General features: G+C 73.1%; 16 protein-coding genes and 1 pseudogene. 5 read left to right on the top strand and 12 right to left on the bottom strand.

Annotated elements, in window-relative coordinates:
- Positions 1-79: 79 nt before the first annotated feature.
- A complete protein-coding gene (locus ACZ7RU_RS09520) occupies positions 80-739 on the bottom strand; it encodes a DedA family protein (RefSeq protein WP_470340297.1) in 660 nt (219 codons plus the stop codon).
- 201 nt (positions 740-940) lie between these two features.
- Positions 941-1,756, bottom strand: coding sequence for a class I SAM-dependent methyltransferase (locus ACZ7RU_RS09515; RefSeq protein WP_470340296.1), 816 nt, complete (start codon positions 1,754-1,756; stop codon positions 941-943).
- A 311-nt stretch (positions 1,757-2,067) separates the two neighbouring features.
- On the opposite strand from ACZ7RU_RS09515, the gene ACZ7RU_RS09510 reads away from it, so the two are divergent.
- Positions 2,068-4,374 carry a hypothetical protein gene (locus ACZ7RU_RS09510; protein WP_470340295.1) on the top strand — a complete coding sequence of 769 codons (2,307 nt, stop codon included), beginning with the start codon at positions 2,068-2,070 and terminating at the stop codon, positions 4,372-4,374.
- A gap of 28 nt (positions 4,375-4,402) precedes the next feature.
- On the opposite strand, the pseudogene ACZ7RU_RS09505 reads toward ACZ7RU_RS09510, so the two are convergent.
- The 5 genes and pseudogenes from ACZ7RU_RS09505 to ACZ7RU_RS09485 form a co-directional block, all read right to left on the bottom strand.
- A pseudogene (locus ACZ7RU_RS09505) lies at positions 4,403-4,939 on the bottom strand (HAD domain-containing protein); the annotation flags it as partial.
- A gap of 117 nt (positions 4,940-5,056) precedes the next feature.
- Positions 5,057-5,851, bottom strand: coding sequence for a spermidine synthase (locus ACZ7RU_RS09500; RefSeq protein ID WP_470340585.1), 795 nt, complete (start codon positions 5,849-5,851; stop codon positions 5,057-5,059).
- A 107-nt stretch (positions 5,852-5,958) separates the two neighbouring features.
- Positions 5,959-6,945 carry an alpha/beta hydrolase gene (locus ACZ7RU_RS09495; RefSeq protein WP_470340294.1) on the bottom strand — a complete coding sequence of 329 codons (987 nt, stop codon included), beginning with the start codon at positions 6,943-6,945 and terminating at the stop codon, positions 5,959-5,961.
- 17 nt (positions 6,946-6,962) lie between these two features.
- On the bottom strand, positions 6,963-7,112 hold the full coding sequence (locus tag ACZ7RU_RS09490) for a hypothetical protein (RefSeq protein ID WP_470340293.1): 150 nt from the start codon (positions 7,110-7,112) through the stop codon (positions 6,963-6,965).
- An 83-nt stretch (positions 7,113-7,195) separates the two neighbouring features.
- Positions 7,196-7,837, bottom strand: a complete 642-nt coding sequence (locus ACZ7RU_RS09485; protein WP_470340292.1) for a hypothetical protein — start codon at positions 7,835-7,837, stop codon at positions 7,196-7,198.
- Between the two features lie 272 nt (positions 7,838-8,109).
- Here ACZ7RU_RS09485 and ACZ7RU_RS09480 point away from each other — a divergent pair, with 272 nt between their 5' ends.
- Positions 8,110-9,513: a selenium-binding protein SBP56-related protein gene (locus ACZ7RU_RS09480; RefSeq protein WP_470340291.1), complete on the top strand. Its 1,404-nt coding sequence runs from the start codon at positions 8,110-8,112 to the stop codon at positions 9,511-9,513.
- A 37-nt stretch (positions 9,514-9,550) separates the two neighbouring features.
- Here ACZ7RU_RS09480 and ACZ7RU_RS09475 read toward each other — a convergent pair whose 3' ends face one another.
- The 4 genes from ACZ7RU_RS09475 to ACZ7RU_RS09460 form a co-directional block, all read right to left on the bottom strand.
- On the bottom strand, positions 9,551-10,810 hold the full coding sequence (locus tag ACZ7RU_RS09475) for a globin domain-containing protein (protein WP_470340290.1): 1,260 nt from the start codon (positions 10,808-10,810) through the stop codon (positions 9,551-9,553).
- A gap of 209 nt (positions 10,811-11,019) precedes the next feature.
- Positions 11,020-11,448: a DUF6114 domain-containing protein gene (locus tag ACZ7RU_RS09470; RefSeq protein WP_470340584.1), complete on the bottom strand. Its 429-nt coding sequence runs from the start codon at positions 11,446-11,448 to the stop codon at positions 11,020-11,022.
- A gap of 104 nt (positions 11,449-11,552) precedes the next feature.
- The gene (locus ACZ7RU_RS09465; protein ID WP_470340289.1) at positions 11,553-12,209 is read right to left on the bottom strand and encodes a DUF6230 family protein; all 657 of its coding nucleotides are present in this window, start codon (positions 12,207-12,209) and stop codon (positions 11,553-11,555) included.
- 184 nt (positions 12,210-12,393) lie between these two features.
- Positions 12,394-13,122 (bottom strand): TetR/AcrR family transcriptional regulator, encoded by a 729-nt coding sequence (locus ACZ7RU_RS09460; protein WP_470340288.1) that lies wholly within the window; start codon positions 13,120-13,122, stop codon positions 12,394-12,396.
- Between the two features lie 607 nt (positions 13,123-13,729).
- On the opposite strand from ACZ7RU_RS09460, the gene ACZ7RU_RS09455 reads away from it, so the two are divergent.
- From ACZ7RU_RS09455 to ACZ7RU_RS09445, 3 genes are all read left to right on the top strand, one after another.
- Entirely contained in the window at positions 13,730-14,398 is a 669-nt protein-coding gene (locus tag ACZ7RU_RS09455; protein ID WP_470340287.1) for a Tat pathway signal sequence domain protein, read from the top strand.
- Positions 14,399-14,578: 180 nt separating this feature from the next.
- Positions 14,579-15,463, top strand: a complete 885-nt coding sequence (locus ACZ7RU_RS09450; protein WP_470340286.1) for an AAA family ATPase — start codon at positions 14,579-14,581, stop codon at positions 15,461-15,463.
- On the top strand, positions 15,460-16,884 hold the full coding sequence (locus ACZ7RU_RS09445) for a VWA domain-containing protein (protein WP_470340285.1): 1,425 nt from the start codon (positions 15,460-15,462) through the stop codon (positions 16,882-16,884). The genes ACZ7RU_RS09450 and ACZ7RU_RS09445 overlap by 4 nt, the downstream gene beginning before the upstream one ends.
- A 106-nt stretch (positions 16,885-16,990) precedes the next feature.
- Here ACZ7RU_RS09445 and ACZ7RU_RS09440 read toward each other — a convergent pair whose 3' ends face one another.
- Entirely contained in the window at positions 16,991-17,974 is a 984-nt protein-coding gene (locus ACZ7RU_RS09440; protein ID WP_470340284.1) for an alpha/beta fold hydrolase, read from the bottom strand.
- Positions 17,975-17,996: the final 22 nt, after the last annotated feature.

Here is a 17,996-nt window from a genome sequence, read left to right as displayed (position 1 = left end):
CACCACGACGACGGTTACGGACAACCGATCGAGGACCGGCCGGACCAGCGATCGGTCCGTGTCCGGCCGACCCGCCCGGCTACTCGGCCGCGGCGCCGGCCTTGGCCGCCTCCGCGGCCTCCTCCGCCTCGATCCTGGCGTGGGTCTTGGCGGCGCGGCGCTTCATGATCCAGGCCGAGAGCACGCCGATCACCAGCGCCGCCCCCAGGCCCGCCCAGGAGAACCGGGACAGCCAGGGCTCGATGCTCTTGCCGACCTTGTAGATCAGCAGCGTCGTACCGCCGGCCCAGACGATGCCGCCCAGCACGTTGGCGATCAGGAACTTCCAGTACGGCATCTTCAGCGCGCCCGCGAGCGGACCGGCGAAGATGCGCAGCAGGGCGATGAACCGGCCGAAGAAGACCGCCCACATGCCCCACTTCTGGAACGAGCGCTCGGCGGTGGCCAGGTGCGAGGGCCCGAAGTGCTTGGGGAACTTGCGTCCGAGCTTCTCGAAGAGCGGCTTGCCGCCCTTGCGGCCGATCGAGTAGCCGATCGAGTCGCCGATGATCGCGCCGGCGATCGCACAGATCGCGACGCCCCACGGGCTCACCACACCCTTGACGGCCATGAGGGACGCCGTGACCAGGGCGATCTCGCCGGGCAGGGGAATGCCCAGCGATTCCAGTCCGATGATCAGACCGACCACGGCGTACACCGCCGTCGGCGGAATCCCCTCGATCCAGGCGTCGATGTGCAAGGCCAGTCCCTCCGTGGCAGGACGGGACCGGCCGCGCTCCCCCTGGAGCCGCGTGCCCGTCCCGGCAGTTCGTCCGATGGCGGCACCCAGGCCGCTCCCCCAGAGCGAGCCTAACGTGCCGGGCGGCCTGTCCCCCCGGCCGATCACCCGTGGTTACGACGTACGCCCCGGGCCCATGGTTCCAGGTCGGCCGGCGTTTCTTCAAGATTCGGCAAAGCGCAGTGCGACCACGGACGGGCGCTGCTTGATCCGGCGCGCCAGCGGCAGCAGGGCGCTCACCGGCCAGCGCCCGCCCTCCGGGTACACCTCGCGCAGGTCGGTGACGCGGGGGTGCGCGGTGGCCAGCCGGCCGCGCTCGTCCGCGTCCATCCCGAACGGCATCGGCGGGGCCTGATAGCACCGGTCCCGGAGCTTGCCCTCGACGGCCCGCCGGCTGAACCAGCGCGGCACCGCGTCCAGCACCATGGCCCCGCCGGGGAAGCGCTCGGCGCAGGCCGCGATCAGGTCGCGGACCTCCTGCGGCCGCAGGTACATCAGCAGTCCCTCGGCGCTCAGCAGCACCCCGTTCGCCGGGTCCACCTCGTCCATCCAGCCCAGGTCGGTGACCGAGTGGGCGACGATCCGGTGCCGCTCGTCCGGCGGCAGCAGCCGCCGCCGCAGCGCGGCGGTCTCCGGCAGGTCCACGGACAGCCAGTCCGCCCGCCCGTTGTCGACCCGCCAGGCCTGGGTCTCCAGCCCGTCACCCAGCCCGACCACGGTGCCGCGCGGGCAGCGGATCAGGAAGTCGCCCACCTCGCGGTCGAAGCAGGCCGCCCGCAGCGCCTGGAGCTGGCTCACCAACGCGTTCTCCCCGAACCGCTCCGCGAACGGGTAGTCGATCCGGTCCACCAGCTCGACCGCCTTCGGGTCCGGCAGCACGGTGTCCGCCCGCCGCGCCTCCAGCGCCCGGTGCCACAGCGTCCACAGCGCCGTCTCCGGCACCTGTTCCAGCTCCGGCCGCACCCCGCCGCCACTCATCGTTCGCTCCTTCGGACGTGGTCCCGTCATGGGCATGAACCCGCCGATTCTGACACCCCGCCCCTCCCTCCCCTCCCGCCGACGCGCCGACCACCGCGAGGGGGCGCATCCGCCCCAACAGGGGCGCACGCGGTGCGGCACGCGCCCACGGACGACCCACTCCAGGCATAGGTCAAGGAGAGCGGCCCGAGCCATTGCACACGGGCGAGACCGTCACGGCTGGACACGTACCGCGCGACGACTCGTCGTCGCCTCGACAGTCTCCGGTCTCCCCTCCTGACTGGTAGATCGCGCGGTGGGAGGATGGCCGTGTGGAATCGCTGTACGACTGGCTGTCGCAGCGAGGCGTGGACACCGGGATCATCTGGCGGCTGCCCCGCTGGAACGCGGGGTCACCGGACGGGGAGAGCCGGTCGGACCGGGGCGCCGGGCGGCCGCCGCAAGCCGATGACACCGGCTCGACGCCGACGTACGAGAAGCTGGTGGACCGCACGGTGGGGCCGTGCGTGCGACAGGTATCCGATACCCCGGGCGGTGTGGCGCGGCTGCTGCTGGTGGTACTGAACGAGGTGGAGCAGGCCTGGCAGCTCTCCTACACGTTCGACCGCTTGCTGGGCACCTTGCACGGGACCGAGAGGTGCCTGGCCTCTGTTCACGCACCTCGTTCTCCGGACGAACTCACAGCGGAAGCGGCCGTCCGTGCACTGATGTGGAGCCTGGCTGCGCAGATCCGCTCCGAGGAGGCCATGACCGGCGGCCTGCTCGACATCCAAGCGGACACGGCGGACGAAGCGTCCTTGTGGGCTCGGCGGGCAGTCCGGCTTGTACGAGGTGTTTCGGAGCGGTTCCGCCGGATTCACAGTGACGTGGTGGACCAGGTCATGAAGCGGGGGCGGCGGTACGACCACTGGCAACGCGCGATGGCCATGGCCACACGAGCGCTCGCCGCGTTCTACGCCTCGGGTGACTCACTCAGCCCCGCGGTCGAGGCGTTGCGCCGGGCCGAGACGGACGAGGCCCTCGGGGACGACGAGGACAGCGTGAGTACGTTGCGCGCGCTCCGGTACGACCTGCTCGAGTTGCAGGGGCGAGCAGTGGGTCGGTGGCTGCGAGTGGGGCGTGGAAAGCTGATCTATCTCTACCCGTTCGCCGTGCGCGGAGTGGAGGCCGCTGACCTGGTCAACGCAGTCGGGCAGGACGGGGCGCCGTATTGGCCACTTGTCGGCACCGGCCCGGTCAGGGCGCACGGCTCGCTCGATCTCGATGACGTGTGGAAGAGCCATGACAGCCTGGGCCGCCGCTACGACGGTGCGCTGGTGGTGATGCCGGACGCCGTCGTCCGTGCGCCGAACGGTCGGACGCTGGCCAGACTCGGCGTCCAGGTACGGCTCTCGCTGCTGGGGAACCACTACGTGCGGTTCGAAGCGGACCTGGTCGACGTCTCAGCGGTCGAGCTGTTCGCCATGCTCTTCTGGGCCGGACCGGAGGCCGGGGCGCTGCACATCGGATTCGACCGCACAACTGATGTCAGCACGGACCGTGGCCGGCGGTGGTGGCCCCGGTTGTCGGACCTGGCGATGGACTTGGCGCAGGACTCGCTGTCGGTGCGGCCGGAGGCAGAACGAGCGGTCGTGTGCCGACCGGGGCTGTACCAGGTGGTCATGGAGGTGACCGCCGCCCATACGGTCGTCGGACCGGCCGGCCGGGATCGCTCGGAGATCCGGACGAGCGATCAGTTCGTCACGGCGGTGGGCGCGCACATCCTTACGAGTCCGGCACCGAGCCTGATCGGATCGATGGCGGAGTGGGTCCGGTATGCGAAGGCACACCCGGCGTCGCCGGAGATCACGGGCACCACGGGGGAGTGGGTCTTGCGAACCTGCAACACCACGCTTCTGATCTCCCTCGGTCTGCCGGCCTTCGTCCGGGACTTCTGGGGCTCGATCCTGGAGTTCGCGTCCTCCTTGGACGGGCTGCTCGAGGGCTGGTCCACGGACCTTGCCAAGCATCACCGGGACGCGAAGGCACGCGAGGACGAGGCCGATGCGCTGGGTCCCCAGGCCAGCAGCGCTGCGCTCAGGAAGCTCTCCGACCGGTTGGACGAGGAGAAGCTGAAACTGGACCGGCTGGCCGTCGACGTCCGGGCGAAAAGTGCACTACTCCGATCGCCGTCGCTGCTGGCCTCGCCCTTGGCGGCACAGCGGCTGGACGTGCTGTTGAAGGCGTCCGGCTACCAGCGCAAGGCCGACGAACTCTCGCGTTCGATCACCGAGGTCACCCAGGAGCAGCTGACGGGTGCGATCGAGAAGCTGGCCAGCGAACGGAGGGAGAGCGAGAAGGAGGACCGCAAGGCCGCAGAGCGTCGCCAGCGGGTGAAGGTGGACACCCTGCTGGCGTTCATCGCCGGGATGAGCATCGCGGGGCTGGGCCAGGTCCTGGAGGCCGGCTTGAACTACCACCAGGTCGTGTGGGTGGTGCTGACCGCCGTGGGAGTTCTCGTCATCGCAGCACTGTTCGGCTACTGCGTCTATCTCACGTCGAGCGGGCAGCGCGCCGGTCGTGAGGCGAATGACGAGGCGCCGGCCGGTGACGAACTTGGCGGTGACGGTCACCTGTAGTCGGCAACCGGTCCTCTTCGCATCGCCCTTTCGACCAGTCCGCCAGCCGGGCGAAGTCCTCCGCCGTCAGGCCGGCCCTCGGGTCGACGTGGTGGAGAAGGGCCGGCCCGTCGTGGTGGGCGGCGACCCAGGCGCGGTCCGCGTCCGTGATCAGGTCGTCGACCCAGGCGAACGGGCGGCCCTGCGCCCAGGCGACGATCTCCGGGGTCTTCCAGAACACCCCGCCGTCCGGCTCGGGCCGGGGCTCGGACCAGGCGAGGTACGGCAGGGCGGGCAGTCCCAGGAGGGGCGCGATGAAGGTATTGGCTTCCTCTTCCCAGGTCGTCGCCCAGACCAGGTCGAAGGGCAGCGCGGCGAGGGCCGGCCCGTGGGCCGGGTTGAGCCAGACCCGCAGCGGCTTCGGGGGCTTGTGGGGAAGGCCCCACGCGGTGAGCCGGCGGCGCTCGGCCGCCGCCCAGCGCGGTGTCATCAGGCGGTGGGTCCGGTAGCCCTCGGGCCGCCGGTACGGCTTCGCCGCGTACGGGTTCAGCGGTCCGTCGACGTCCACCAGCAGCAGCGGCCGCATCGTCTCGCCTCCTCCGGGATCGTCCCCGCACGCTATCGGCGGGGACGGGGCAGGACCAGCGGATTTCCGTGCCCGGGCCGCCGGGGCGGGGCCTCGGGGCCTCAGGGCCTCGGGGCCTCAGCCGATGCTGAAGGCGCCGTCCGGCGGGGGCGGGGAGTCGGTGGCCTCGGCGTCGGTGACCGGGGCGGTCCGGCCGACCAGGGCCGCCAGGTCCTCCCCCTCGGTGAGCCGGGCCGGGAAGATGTCGCCCGCGAGCAGCCGGGTCAGCTCGGCGACCGGCAGCGGCGCCGTCGAACCGGCCAGCAGGATGTTGCCGTACCGGCGGCCGCGCAGCACCGGCGCCTCCGCCACCAGGCAGACGTACGGGAACACCGCCCGCACCGTCGCCGCCTGCGCCTTGGCGAAGGCCAGCGGCGGGCCGTCCGCCAGGTTCGCGGCGTAGCAGCCGCCGGGGCGCAGCGCGGCCGCCGCCAGCCGCAGGAACTCCACCGAGGTGAGGTGGGCGGGGGTGCGCGAGCCGTGGAAGACGTCGGCGATCACCAGGTCCTGGGAGCCGGCCGGGACCTCGGCGAGCGCCGCCCGGGCGTCGCCGACGGTCGCGGTGATGTCCGCGCCGGGGCCCTGCCAGGGCAGGTGCTCGGCGACCAGTTCCAGCAGCGGCCCGTCGACCTCCACCACCCGCTGACGCGAGCCGGGCCGGGTGGCGGCCAGGTAGCGGGGCAGGGTGAGGGCGCCGCCGCCGAGGTGCAGCGCGTCCAGCGGCTGCCCGGCGGGGGCCAGGGCGTCGGCGAGGTGGCCGAGGCGCCGGGTGTACTCGAACTCCAGGTGGGTGGGGTCGGCGAGGTCGACGTACGACTGCGGGGTGCCGTCGAGGGTGAGCAGCCAGCCGCCGTCCCGGTCGAGGTCGGGCATGAGCTTGGCGAAGCCCAGGTCGGTCTGTCGCCCGACCGGCACCGGCTCGTCGTGCGAGTCGTGCGACTCGTCCCTGTCGTACGAGTCGTGCCCCTGCTGCCCGAAGGTCACGCGTTCTCTCCGGCGTGCCGCGCTGCCACGGGCTCGACGTCCAGGTAGGCGGCGAGCCAGTGGTCCAGCTCGGCGAACACCTCGGTGCGGGCCGCCTCGCCGGAGAGCACCAGGTCGTGCATGCCGCCCTCGATCCGCACGATGGTGACGTGCCGGCCCAGCCGGGGGCCCTGCGCGGCGATGTCGTCGGCGCGCAGCACGGCGTCCGCGTGGTGCAGCGCGTTGTGCCACTTGGTGGTGGAGATGGAGCGGGTCGAGGCCATCAGCAGCACCGGCACGTCGATCCCCAGCCCCTGCCGCAGCCGCCGGTGGCCCTGGTGGATCGCCGACAGCCACCCCGCGTACAGCGGGAAGCTCTCGGGGCGCTTGAGAGTGAGGTCGAAGTCCCACTCGCCCTGGTGGTCCTTGTGCAGGCTGTGGGTGTAGTGCGGGTTGAGCGCGGACGGCAGGACGCGGGTCGGCGCCAGCCGCCCGAGCGCCGTCAGGGGCGGCCCGCCGAGCGCGCGGACGGCCGGCCCGGTCGGCATCGACAGGAACGGGCTGTTCAGGAACAGCCCGTCCACCAGCCCGCGCCCGGCCCGCCGGCCGGCCCACAGCGCGCCGATGAGGCCGCCGGTGGAGTGCCCGTTCAGCAGCAGCTGCCGGTGGCCGTCCAGCTCGCGGATGATCCGGACCGCCTCGTCGATCTCCTCGTCGTACTCGGCGAGGTGGCGCACGAAGTTCGGCGACTGGTGCGGGCGCAGCGAGCGGCCGTACTTGCGCAGGTCGAGGGCGTAGAAGGAGAACCCGAGCGCGGTGTAGTGGTCCGCGAGGTTGGTCTGGAAGAAGTAGTCGTTGTACCCGTGGACGTACAGCACCGCCCGCTCCGACCCGGGCACCAGCCGCCGCACGAGCGTCGCGCACACCGGCCCCTCGTCGTCCGGCCGCAGCGTCAGCTCGGCCGCCTCGTAGGGGGCACCCAGGATGTCTTCACGGAACTCCATGGGGTGACTGTACTGGCTCAGGCCTGCTCGGCACCGGCATCGCCGACCTGCTGGGATGTGATGATCGCAATGCTTTCGGAGAGCGAGGCGCAGGCCTCGGCGAAGGCGCGCTCCGACTGCTGCCGGGCCTCCTCGGCGTCGTGGGTTCGGCCGAGGTCCGTGAACACGGCTTGGAGTGTGGTCCGGGTACTGCCCTCACCCGGGTGGTCGCCGAGTTCCCGGTTGACCTCGCGGGCGTTCCCGAAGGCCGTCAGCGACTCTGCGAACCACCGCGACGGCGTCGTCGCCCCGGGACCACCGGAGCAGGTGGCCGACCAGCGACGCGGACAGCCGCACGGCCACGGTGTGGACACCGGTGGCCGCCACCCGCGCTCTGCTCGACGAGGGCGCTGCCGACGAGGCGGGCGAGCCGGGAGCGGACCTCGCGGACCTTCGCATCCGCCAGGGCGGCGACCGCCTCAGTGGAGATGTCGGGGCCGGGGTCGAGGGCCAGGAGCCGGAACAGCTCCGCCTGCGGCGCGGTGAGCCGCCGGTGCGAGCGGTCCGGCACGACGCGGATGCCGACCTCGCCGTCGTCCGGCAGGTCCAGCCGGGCGGCGCGATCGGCCAGGTCGTCGGCGAGTTCGTCCGGGCGCAGATGCGGGTCCAGGACGCGTTGGGCGGCGGCGAGGCGCAGGGCGAGCGGGAGGTGACCGCACAGCGCCGCGATCCGCTGGGCGGCCGCCGGGTCGGTGGTGACGCGGTCGTCGTCCGCGCGGGCGGCCCGGGCGGCGGTGCCGAGGAGGTCCACGAGGAAGGCCGCGCCGAAGTGCCCGGCGCCGAGCAGCGCGTGGCCGACCGCGACCGCTGGCGTCGTCTTGCCGATCCCGCCGAGACCGGTGACCGTCAGCATCGGCGGGCCGTGCGAGCGACGCCAGGAGTTCGGCGAGGTCCTGGTCGCGCCCGGTGAGGGCTGAGGTGAGCGGCGGCAGACCCGCGATGGTGGGCGCCGGGCGGGGAGGGTCACGTGCGCCGTGTCGGCCTGGACGACCGGGGCGTGGAAGTCCCCCCGCGAATGCTGTTGCGCACCCCGCCAAGGTAGCCGCCCGCCCCTTGTGCGCCTGCTGTGCGCCGGTGGTCGTGTGGAACGCTTCCCGGACGGACAAGGCGAGTTGGGGAGTCTGCATGCAGCACGGGCACATCGATCCGTCGCTCTACCGGTCGGCCGCCGAGGCGATCGCCGCTCCGCCGGAGAAGCTGGCGTACGTGGCCGGCTTCGACCGGTCGGGGCGGCGGCCGGACGCGCTGCTGAGCGTCGACACCGATCCGGACTCGGCGAGCTACGGGAAGGTCCTGAACTTCGCCGAACTTCCCACGCTCGGAGACGAGTTGCACCACTTCGGCTGGAACGCCTGCTCCAGCGCCCTCGCCCACGCCTGCCACGAGAACCCGGAGCGGCGCTACCTGCTGCTCCCCGGGCTGCGCTCCTCCCGGCTGCACGTGCTGGACACCCGTCCCGACCCGGTCCGCCCGCGCCTGGTCAAGACGATCGAGGCCGAGGAACTGGCCGCCAGGGCGGGCTACTCGCGCCCGCACACCCTGCACTGCGGTCCCGACGGCGTCTTCCTCTCCTGCCTCGGCAGCGGCGAGGGCGACGACGGCCCGGGCGGGGTGGCGCTGCTCGACCACACCACCTTCGAGGTGCTGCGCGCCTGGGAGACCGAGCGCGGGCCGCAGCACTTCGCCTACGACGTCTGGTGGCACCTGGGCACCAACGTGGGCGTCACCAGCGAGTGGGGCACCCCGCGGATGGTCGAGGACGGCGTGGTGCCGGACCTCCTGCTGGGGCGCGAGTACGGCCACGCGCTGCACTTCTGGGAGCTGGACTCCGGCCGGCACCTCCAGCGGGTGGACCTCGGCGACCAGCACCAGATGGTGCTGGAGCTGCGGCCGGCGCACGACCCGCAGGCGGAGTGGGGCTTCGCCGGGGTGGTCACCAACGTCGAGGACCTCTCCTCCTCGGTGTGGCTCTGGTACCGGGAGGGGCCCGCCTTCACCGCGCGCAAGGTGATCGAGATCCCCGCCGAGCCGGCGAAGGCCGAGGACCTGCCGCCGGCGCTGCAACCGTTCGGCGCGGTGCCGCCGCTGGTGACCGACATCAACCTGTCGGTGGACGACCGCTGGCTGTACGTGTCAGCCTGGGGCACCGGCGAGTTGTTCCAGTACGACGTGTCGGACCCGTTCCACCCCCGGTTGGCCGGCTCGGTTCGGCTCGGCGGGATCGCCGCCCGCACCCCGCACCCGGCCGAGCCCGGCCGTCCGCTGAGCGGGGCGCCGCAGATGGTGGAGATCAGCCGGGACGGCCGACGGGTCTACCTCACCAACTCGCTGTACGGGGCCTGGGACGACCAGTTCTACCCGGACGGCATCGAGCCGTGGATGGTCAAGCTGGACGCCGACCCGGAGGCCGGCGGGCTGAGCATCGACGAACGCTTCTTCCTGCACGGCGCCGACTTCCGGGGCCTGCGCGTCCACCAGACCCATCTGGCGGGCGGCGACGCCTCCTCCGACTCCTACTGCTACCGCTGAGCCACCCGCTCCACCCGCTCACCCCACCCCACCGGTATCACCGGAACAGCGCCTGGTCGAACCGCACCCGCGCCGGCGGCAGCCCGGCCGCCGCCAGCCGGGTGCGGACGGAGCCGACCATGCCGACCGGCCCGGTGACGCAGGCCAGGTGCTCGCGCCAGTCGCCGGACGCCGCGACGGTGTCGGCGAGTTCGCCGACCGTGACCGGGGTGACGGTCAACCACGGCTTGTGCAGGCCGAGTTCGGCCAGCGACTGCCAGTCGTAGAGGTCCGCGCGGTCCCGGGCGCCGACGAACAGGTGGACCAGCCGGCCGGTCGGCCGGTGGGCGGCCTGCTGCTCGACGATCGCCTTCATCGGGGCGAGGCCGGTGCCTCCCGCGACCAGCAGCAGGTCGCGGGCGTCCTCGTCGGGCAGCAGGCCGCCGCGCGGCGGGCCGAGGCGCAGCCGGTCGCCGACGGCGGTGTGCTCGACCAGGGCGGCGCTGACCCCGCCGGGGCCGGTGCGGCGGACGTGGAACTCCAACTCGTTGTCGGCGCGCGGGGCGCAGCCCATCGAGTACTGCCGCCAGGTATGCGGCAGCGCCGGGTGCTCGACGGTGCCGTACTGCCCGGCCCGGTACGGGTACGGTTCGCCGGTGCGCACCCGCAGCACGGCGAGGTCGGGGCGGCGGCGCTCGTGGCCGGTGACCACGGCGTGCCAGTACGGGGGTTCGGTGAGCGCGGAGTCGGCGCCGGCGACCATCGCGCCGACGGCGAAGCGCAGCATCCGCACCCAGGCGCCCTCCAGCTCCTCGGTCCAGTGCTCGCCGGCCCGGTGCCGGACGGCCGCGCACAGGGCCTCCTCGAAGGCCTCGTAGTGCACCGGCCGGACGCCCAGTTTCCGGTGGTCTCGGCCGAGTTGGCGCAGCGTCCGGTCCAGTTCGGCCGGCCGGTCGAGGTGGTCGATCAGGTGGTGGAAGATCCGTTCCAGATGGAGTTGCTGGAACTCCATGGAGGCGGGGAAGAGCGGTCGCAGGTACGGGCGGTGGTTGAACATCACCGCGTAGAGGTGGTCGATCAGGTCCGCGAGCGGGGAGATCAGGTCGAGGTCGCGCCGGATCAGGTGCTGGTCGGCCGCGCCGTCGTAGCCGCCGTCCCCGCCGTAGGCGCCGTACCCGCCGTAGGCGCCGTACCCGGGGTCGCCGCCGTCCGAGGGGGACGGGGCCAGGAGTTGACGTCGCAGGCGCATCGCGTGATGGCGGGCGATCAGGCGGTCGTACTCGGCGGTGGTGGCGGCGGTGGCGGTGCCAGTGCTCATGCTGCTGCTGTTGTCCATGTCCTGTTCAGTCAACTGTCCGGCCGCCGAACGCGAGAAGGGCCGATCGCCCCGGGCGGACCCGGGACCATCGACCCCTTGCGGTGGGGAGGGTGCGTCCCATGCCCTGGCGCCCCCGTGCCCCGGCGCCCCGCGCCCTGGTGCTCTCCCGTCACCAGGACCCGGGGCGCCGCCGTGGCAAGCCCTGCCCGTCAGGCTCCCGCCCGGCGCGCCTCCCGGCGCTCCAGCCGCCGCTGCCGGCCCTGGCGCAGCGGCTGGTCGGGCAACCACCCGAAGGTGAGGCAGGCGCCGACCGCCCCGAGCAGCATCCCGATCACGAAGCCGCCCAGGTTGGAGGTGATCCAGCTGCCCAGCGAGGCCAGCAGGGCGAGGATGGAGTAGAACAGCCGCTGGGCCGGGTTGAACAGGATCAGCAGGCCGCACAGCATCATCACCGCCGGCACCAGGTACCCCGCCAGCCCCTGCATGCCGATGTGCAGGATGACGGGCAGCGGGGCCTTCAGGGTGAAGAGGATCTCGGCGCCGCCGAGCGTCACCAGCAGCCCGCCCCAGAACGGTCGCCCGCCCCGCCAGTCGCGCTTGACCGGGCGTGCGGCGGGCTCGGCGGCGGGGGCCGCCACGGCCTGGGCGGGCGCGGCCGCCGACCCCTCGGCGGCCACCCCCTCGGCCAGGGCCGCGGTGTCCCCGCCGGTGCCGGCCGGCTCCGGTACGGACTCCGTCATGGTCAGCAGCCCGTGGAGCTGAAGCTCAGCCGCAGGTTGGGCAGCTTGAACCCGACGGCGGTGCTCGCGTAGTTGTGCTGGTTCAGGTTGGTCAGCGTGACGTGGTCGGCCTGCTGGCCGAACACGCCGGGGTTGCCCTTGCCGATCGGTCCGGCCTTGGTGTACGTGCTGGCGTCGCCGCCGATCTCGATGTTCCTGAACTCCGCGTCGCCGGAGAGCAGGTCGGAGTCGGTGGTGAGGTCGGAGGCGGTGACGGGGGTGCCGCCGTCGCCCGCGTGGATCACCAGGTTGATGCCGCCGAGGTCGACGCTCTGGCAGAGGTTGGTGATCTCGGCCTTCTTGATCGCCGACACCGCGACCAGCACCTGGCCGCCGGTGGAACCGGCGTTGGGGCTGTCGGGGATCATCGAGTCCAGTGCGCCGAACTGCGCGAAGCCCTCGCCGTCCAGCTTGTCGGCGGTGATGGTGAACGGCATGCCGGAGATGGAGAACTGGGCGGCGAGCACGCCCTGCGCGGTGAGCGCCATCAGGACGCCCCCGGCCGCGACGGCCGGCACGGCCATCAGGGCGGTGCGCTTCATCCGAACCCGGCCTCTTCTCGGCGCGCTCGGCGTCTGCGGGGTCTCGGCCGCCGTGGCGGCGTCCTCGGACATGGCCATGTGTGCTCCCTGTGGATGGAATGGGTGTGCAGGCACGGCACGTTGTCCTGGCGCGGACAGCGTTACCCGGCCCGACCGGGGCGTCCGCCCCTTGGCAGCGGGGCGGGACCGGTCGGCGCTCGGCGAGTAACTGGGAAGCTACTGCCCGGTATTGGCCGGGTCAATACGGGTGCACGAAGGATCTTCACCAGTCTGCGACCCGCTTCGGCCAGTCCCGCACCCCCAGCCGCTCGGCCGCCTCCGCCGGGCCGAGGAAAGGCGACAGGCAGAACATGCTCAACACCGGTAGCAGTTCCATCAGTTGTTCAGTCCGGCCGGAGTCGATCCGCCGGTAGATCGCGCTGTAGACGCCGCCCACCACGGCGTCCACCATCTCCTTCGCCTCGACCCCGCCCGGCAGTTGGGGCACCTCGGCGAAGAACCCCCGGAATCTGGTGAGAAGTTGGGCCCTCTCATGCCGGCCGGCCGGTCCGACGGCCTCGATCTCGATCACCGCCATGGTGGCGAACGCCGGTGTCCCGGCGAGTAGTTGGAGCATCACGCCGAGGGCCTTCCGGATGCCCCGGCACCAGTCGGATTCCGCCGCGAAGGCCTCCGCCATCCGCCGGATCACCACGCCCGTGCCATGCCGGTGCGCGGCCAGGAAGGCGTCCTCCTTGCCGCTGAACAGCTCGTAGAAGACCGGCCTGGTCACGCCGGCCGCCCGGCAGATGTCGCTGACCGTGGCGTGCTGGTAGCCGCGCTCGGCGACGGTCCGCACCAGACCGTCCAGCAGCCGGTCGCGCTGGGTCGCGGCGACCACGCCGGCGGGCAGCCGGCGCGGGCCGGGTTTGATCGAGCGGGCCGGATCGCGGCCGGTCCGGGCGCCCGGCAGCAGGACCACGTCGGCTCCGCGGAGGTGTTTCCGATCCATCACCAACTCCTGTGTCCTGTATTGACATTGACGGAACACCGGGTTTACAACACTGACAGGTTTCCAACCGGTGGGCGAGCAGGCCCCCACCGGCCGAACCTCCGGGGGCCCCGACGGCCCGAGGCGAACGCCCGGGCCGTCGGGACCACGGCGGAGGCGGGACCGTGACGGTGGCAGCCGTCGACGTGCCACCACGGCACCGCACGTCCCCGACCGAACGGCGCAGTGCCGCTGGTGGTCCACGCCGCCGTCCGTACGCAGGGCCGCACCACAGCACCACCGCACGCCGGTACCACCGCACCACCACGGCACCACCCGCACCGCGCACCACCGCACCTCCGTACGCCCACCCTCGCGTACGACCGCACCGCCGTACCGTACGGGCGGGCCCGTGGCGCCGGGCCCGCCCTCCCTCGGCACCGGCCGAAGCCCGCGCGACGCATCCTGCGGGACACATCCTGCGGGACGTACCGGCTCGACGAGCCTTCGGCACGAAGCCACCGGTACCGAGCCTCCGGCACGCCATGCACCTCCCCCGTCGTGCTCACCACCACACCCGCACGCCGGGATTCCCCCACCCGTCCTCCGGACGGAGAGAGGTACCCTCATGCGCATCCGCCGCACCCTCGCCACCACCGCCCTCGCCGCACTCGCCCTCACCGGCGCGGCCGTGTCCCCCGCCCAGGCCGCCGGCGCGGTCCTGACCACCGGCGGTCCGACCGGCCCGGCCGTCGCCGTCGGCGACGTGCTGACCGCCAACCTGGTCTCCGGCACCTCCGCGACCTTCTACAACAGCGCGACCGGGACGACCGGCGTCAAGTGCGCCGCGTCCTCCTTCTCGGCGACCGTCACCTCCAACCCGGCCGCGCCGGGCAGCGCCGTCGAGCGGCTCGACACCCAGACCTTCGGGTCCTGCACCTCCAACGTCACCGGCGTCACCGGCGTCAAGAGCGTCACGGTCACCAGCCTGCCGTTCACCAACACCGTCAGCGACGCCGCCGGCTACCCGGTCAAGCTCACCCCCGGCGCGGCCGGCGTGATGGGCACCACGGTGGTGCTCAACACCATCCTGGGCAGCATCAGCTGCAACTACCAGAACTCCACCGGGATCAACGGCAGCGCCTCGAACACCGGCAACACCATCGGCTTCAAGGCCCAGCCCTTCACCCTGGCCTCCGGGCCGAGCCTGTGCTTCGCGACGGGCTACTTCACCGCCACCTACGGCCCGGTCGTCGACACCTCCGTCGCCGGCAGCCCGGTCCTCTTCGTCAACTGACGCCAGGGCCCACCCGGCCCGTCCTGACGACGGCGGCGTACGGCACCCTCACCGGGCCGTACGCCGCTCCGCCGTACCCGCGCCCTGACCGGACCCCGGACCCGGACCCCCGCGACAGCGAAGTGACCGGCCGGTAGGGTGGCGCCGCACGCAGACGGCCAACCGGAACGGGGCACGCGGATGAGCGAGGACAGCAGCGGGGACAGCACGGGCTTCTTCACCTCGGTGGCGGACGCCGCCGAGCAGTTGGCCGCCACCGGCTACCTGGCCTCCGCCGCCGTGGCCACCACCGTCTTCCTCGCCGACCGCCTCGGCAAGCCGCTGCTGGTCGAAGGCCCCGCCGGGGTCGGCAAGACCGAACTCGCCAAGGCGGTGGCCGGGATCGGCCGCGCCCGGCTGGTCCGGCTCCAGTGCTACGAGGGCATCGACGAGGCCCGCGCCCTCTACGAGTGGAACCACGCCAAGCAGCTGCTGCGGATCACCGCCGGCCGCGACGAGGGCTGGCAGGAGGCCCGCACCGACATCTTCGGCGAGGAGTTCCTGCTCACCCGCCCGCTGCTCACCGCGATCCGCGGCGAGGAGCCGACCGTGCTGCTGATCGACGAGATGGACAAGGCCGATGTCGAGGTCGAGGCGCTGCTGCTGGAGGTGCTCAGCGACTTCCAGGTCACCGTCCCCGAGCTGGGCACCATCACCGCGACCCGCCGCCCCTTCGTCCTGCTCACCTCGAACGCCACCCGCGAGCTCTCCGAGGCGCTGCGCCGCCGCTGCCTCTTCCTCCACCTCGACTACCCCGACGCCGAACTGGAGCGCCGGATCGTCCGGCTCAAGGTGCCCGGCCTGGACGAGACGCTCGCGGAGTCGCTGGTGCGGATCGTCGGCGCGCTGCGCGCGATGGAGCTGCGCAAGGCGCCGTCCGTCGCCGAGACCATCGACTGGGCCCGCACCCTGCTCGCCCTCGGCGCCGACACCCTGGACGAGGCGGTCGTCCGGGACACCCTCGGGGTGATCCTCAAGCACCAGGACGACGTCCGCAAGGCCGCCCAGAAGCTCACCCCGGCGTGACGGCGCCGCAGCCGGCCGACACCGCCGCCCGGCTCACCGGCCTGGTCCGCTCCCTGCGCGGGCACGGGCTGCGGATCGGCCCGGCCGAGACGGTGGACGCCGCCGCGGTACTGGACGTCCTCGGCTTCGCCGACCGCGAGCGGATGCGGGCCGGCCTGGCCGCCGCCCTGCTGCGCTCGGAGGGGCAGCGGACGGTCTTCGACGCCGCCTTCGACCTGTACTTCCCGCTCGGCGTCGGCACCCCGGAGGCCGTCCGGGCCGACCCGCCGCCCGTCCCCGACGGCCCCGAGCCGCCGCGCTTCGGCCGCCCCGACCCGCTGCGCGAGCAGCTGCGCGAGCGCCTCGCCGCCGCACTGGCCGCCGACGACCGCGCCGCCCAGGCCCGGCTGGCCGGCGAGGTGGTGGAGGCCTTCGGCCGGTACGGCACCGGCGGCTCGCCCGGCACCGGCGGCTGGTCCGCCCAGCAGGCGCTCGGCCGGCTCGCCCCCGAGACGCTGCTGGCCCGCGTCCTGGCCGCCCTGCGCGAACGGCAGGGCACCCCGGACCTCTCCGACCTGGTGCTCGCCGACGAGATCCGCCGCCGCATCCGGGACTTCCGCGCCCTGACCGCCGGCGAGGCCCGCCGCCGGGTCGCCGAGCTGCACGGCCCCGAACGGATCGCCGAACGCGCCGTCGCCCCCACCCCCGACCTGGTCGACTTCCTCTACGCCGGCCGCGACCAGCTCGCCGAACTGCGCCGCACCGTCCACCCGTTGGCCCGCAAGCTGGCCACCCGGCTGGCCGCCCGGCGCCGCCGCGCCGCCCGCGGCGAGATCGACCTGCGCCGCACCCTGCGCCGCTCGCTGACCACCGGCGGCGTACCGCTGCGCCCCGCGTACCGGCTGCGCCGCCCGGCCCGCCCGGAGCTGGTGCTGCTGTGCGACGTCTCCGGCTCGGTGGCCGGCTTCGCCGACTTCACCATGCTGCTGGTGCAGGCGATGAGCGAACAGTTCAGCAAGGTCCGGGTGTTCGCCTTCGTCAACCGCACCGCCGAGGTCACCGGCCTGCTCCGCGGCGGCGACGACCCCGCCCGGCTGGCCGCCCGGATCCTCACTGAGGCCGAGGTGACGGGCTACCACGGCAACAGCGACTACGGCTCCGCGCTCGGCGGGTTCGCCGAGCACCACCTGGACGCGGTCGGACCGCGCACCTGCGTACTGGTCCTCGGCGACGCCAGGAACAACCAGCGCGACCCCAACCTGGACGCGCTGCGCCGGATCGCCGCCCGGGCCCGCCGGGTGTTCTGGCTCAACCCCGAGCAGCCCTCGCTCTGGCCGACCGGCGACTCCGCCGCACTCGCCTACGCGGGCGTGGTGGAGATGCACTCCTGCCGCAACGCCCGCCGCCTCGGCGAGCTGATCGCCCGCCTGCTGCCCGTCTGACGCCGACGGGCAGCAGGCGGCACCTCGGCCGGCACCGGGCCGGCACCGGGCCGGAAGGCCGGTCACGGCCCCCTCGGCGGACGGCCGCGACCGGCGCCCCGCCCGGCTACTTCTCCAGCCGGGCCAGGAAGTCCAGCAGCGCCTCGTTGACCTCGGCCGGCCGCTCCTGCTGCGTCCAGTGCCCGGTCTCCGGGATCCGGACGTACCGGTGCAGCCGCGGCGTCACCTGCTCCAGCAGGTACGTCATCACGTCCGGCGGAACCATCGCGTTCACCAGGTCCTGCTCGCCGGCCACGTACAGCGCGGGTGCCTCGATCCGCCGGCCGGCGAACGCCGCCATCAGCTCGTTGTTCCGGTCGATGTTGCGGTACCAGTTGAGCCCGCCGGTGAAGGCGCGGTCGCCGTGCCGGGCGTAGTCGGCCGCGAACGCGTCGATGTCCGCCTCGGTGAGCCAGTCCGGCAGCCGCTCCGGCTCCGGGACGGTGTCCAGCAGCCCCTTGCCCTCGGGGACGGCCCAGACCCGCGGCTTCCCGTCCGGGTGGAACCCGCCGAGGACGCGGCGGAAGGAGGACTTGGGATCGGCCGCCAGCTCGGCGTCGGCCCGGCCCGGCTGCTGGAAGTAGATCTGGTAGAAGCCGTCGCCGAAGGCCTCCCGGGCGCCCGCCAGCGGCGGCGGCCCGGACGGCAGCGGCGGCACGCTCAGCCCGGCCACCCCGCGCACCAGGTCCGGGCGCAGCGCCGCGGTGGCCCAGGCCACCGCGGCGCCCCAGTCGTGTCCGACCACGACGGCCCGCTCCTCGCCCAGCGCGCCGATCAGCGCGGTCACGTCGCCGACCAGGTGCAGCAGGGTGTAGGCGTCCACCCGCTCGGGCTGCTCGCTGCGGGCGTACCCGCGCTGGTCCGGCGCGACGACCCGGTAGCCGGCCCCGGCGAGCGGCGCGAACTGGTGCCGCCAGGAGTACCAGCTCTCCGGGAAGCCGTGCAGCAACAGGACCAGCGGCCCCTCGCCCTGCTCCGCGAAGTGCAGCCGTACGCCGTTCACCTCGGTCTCGCCGTGCTTGATCGCGTCGTTCAACTCGTAACTCCCCATCAGGTGAAGACATCCGTACACT

This window comes from Kitasatospora sp. NPDC114501 (assembly GCF_055633695.1).
The sequence above is the reverse complement of the archived record's forward strand: the minus strand, read 5'-3'. Positions and strand labels throughout refer to the sequence as shown.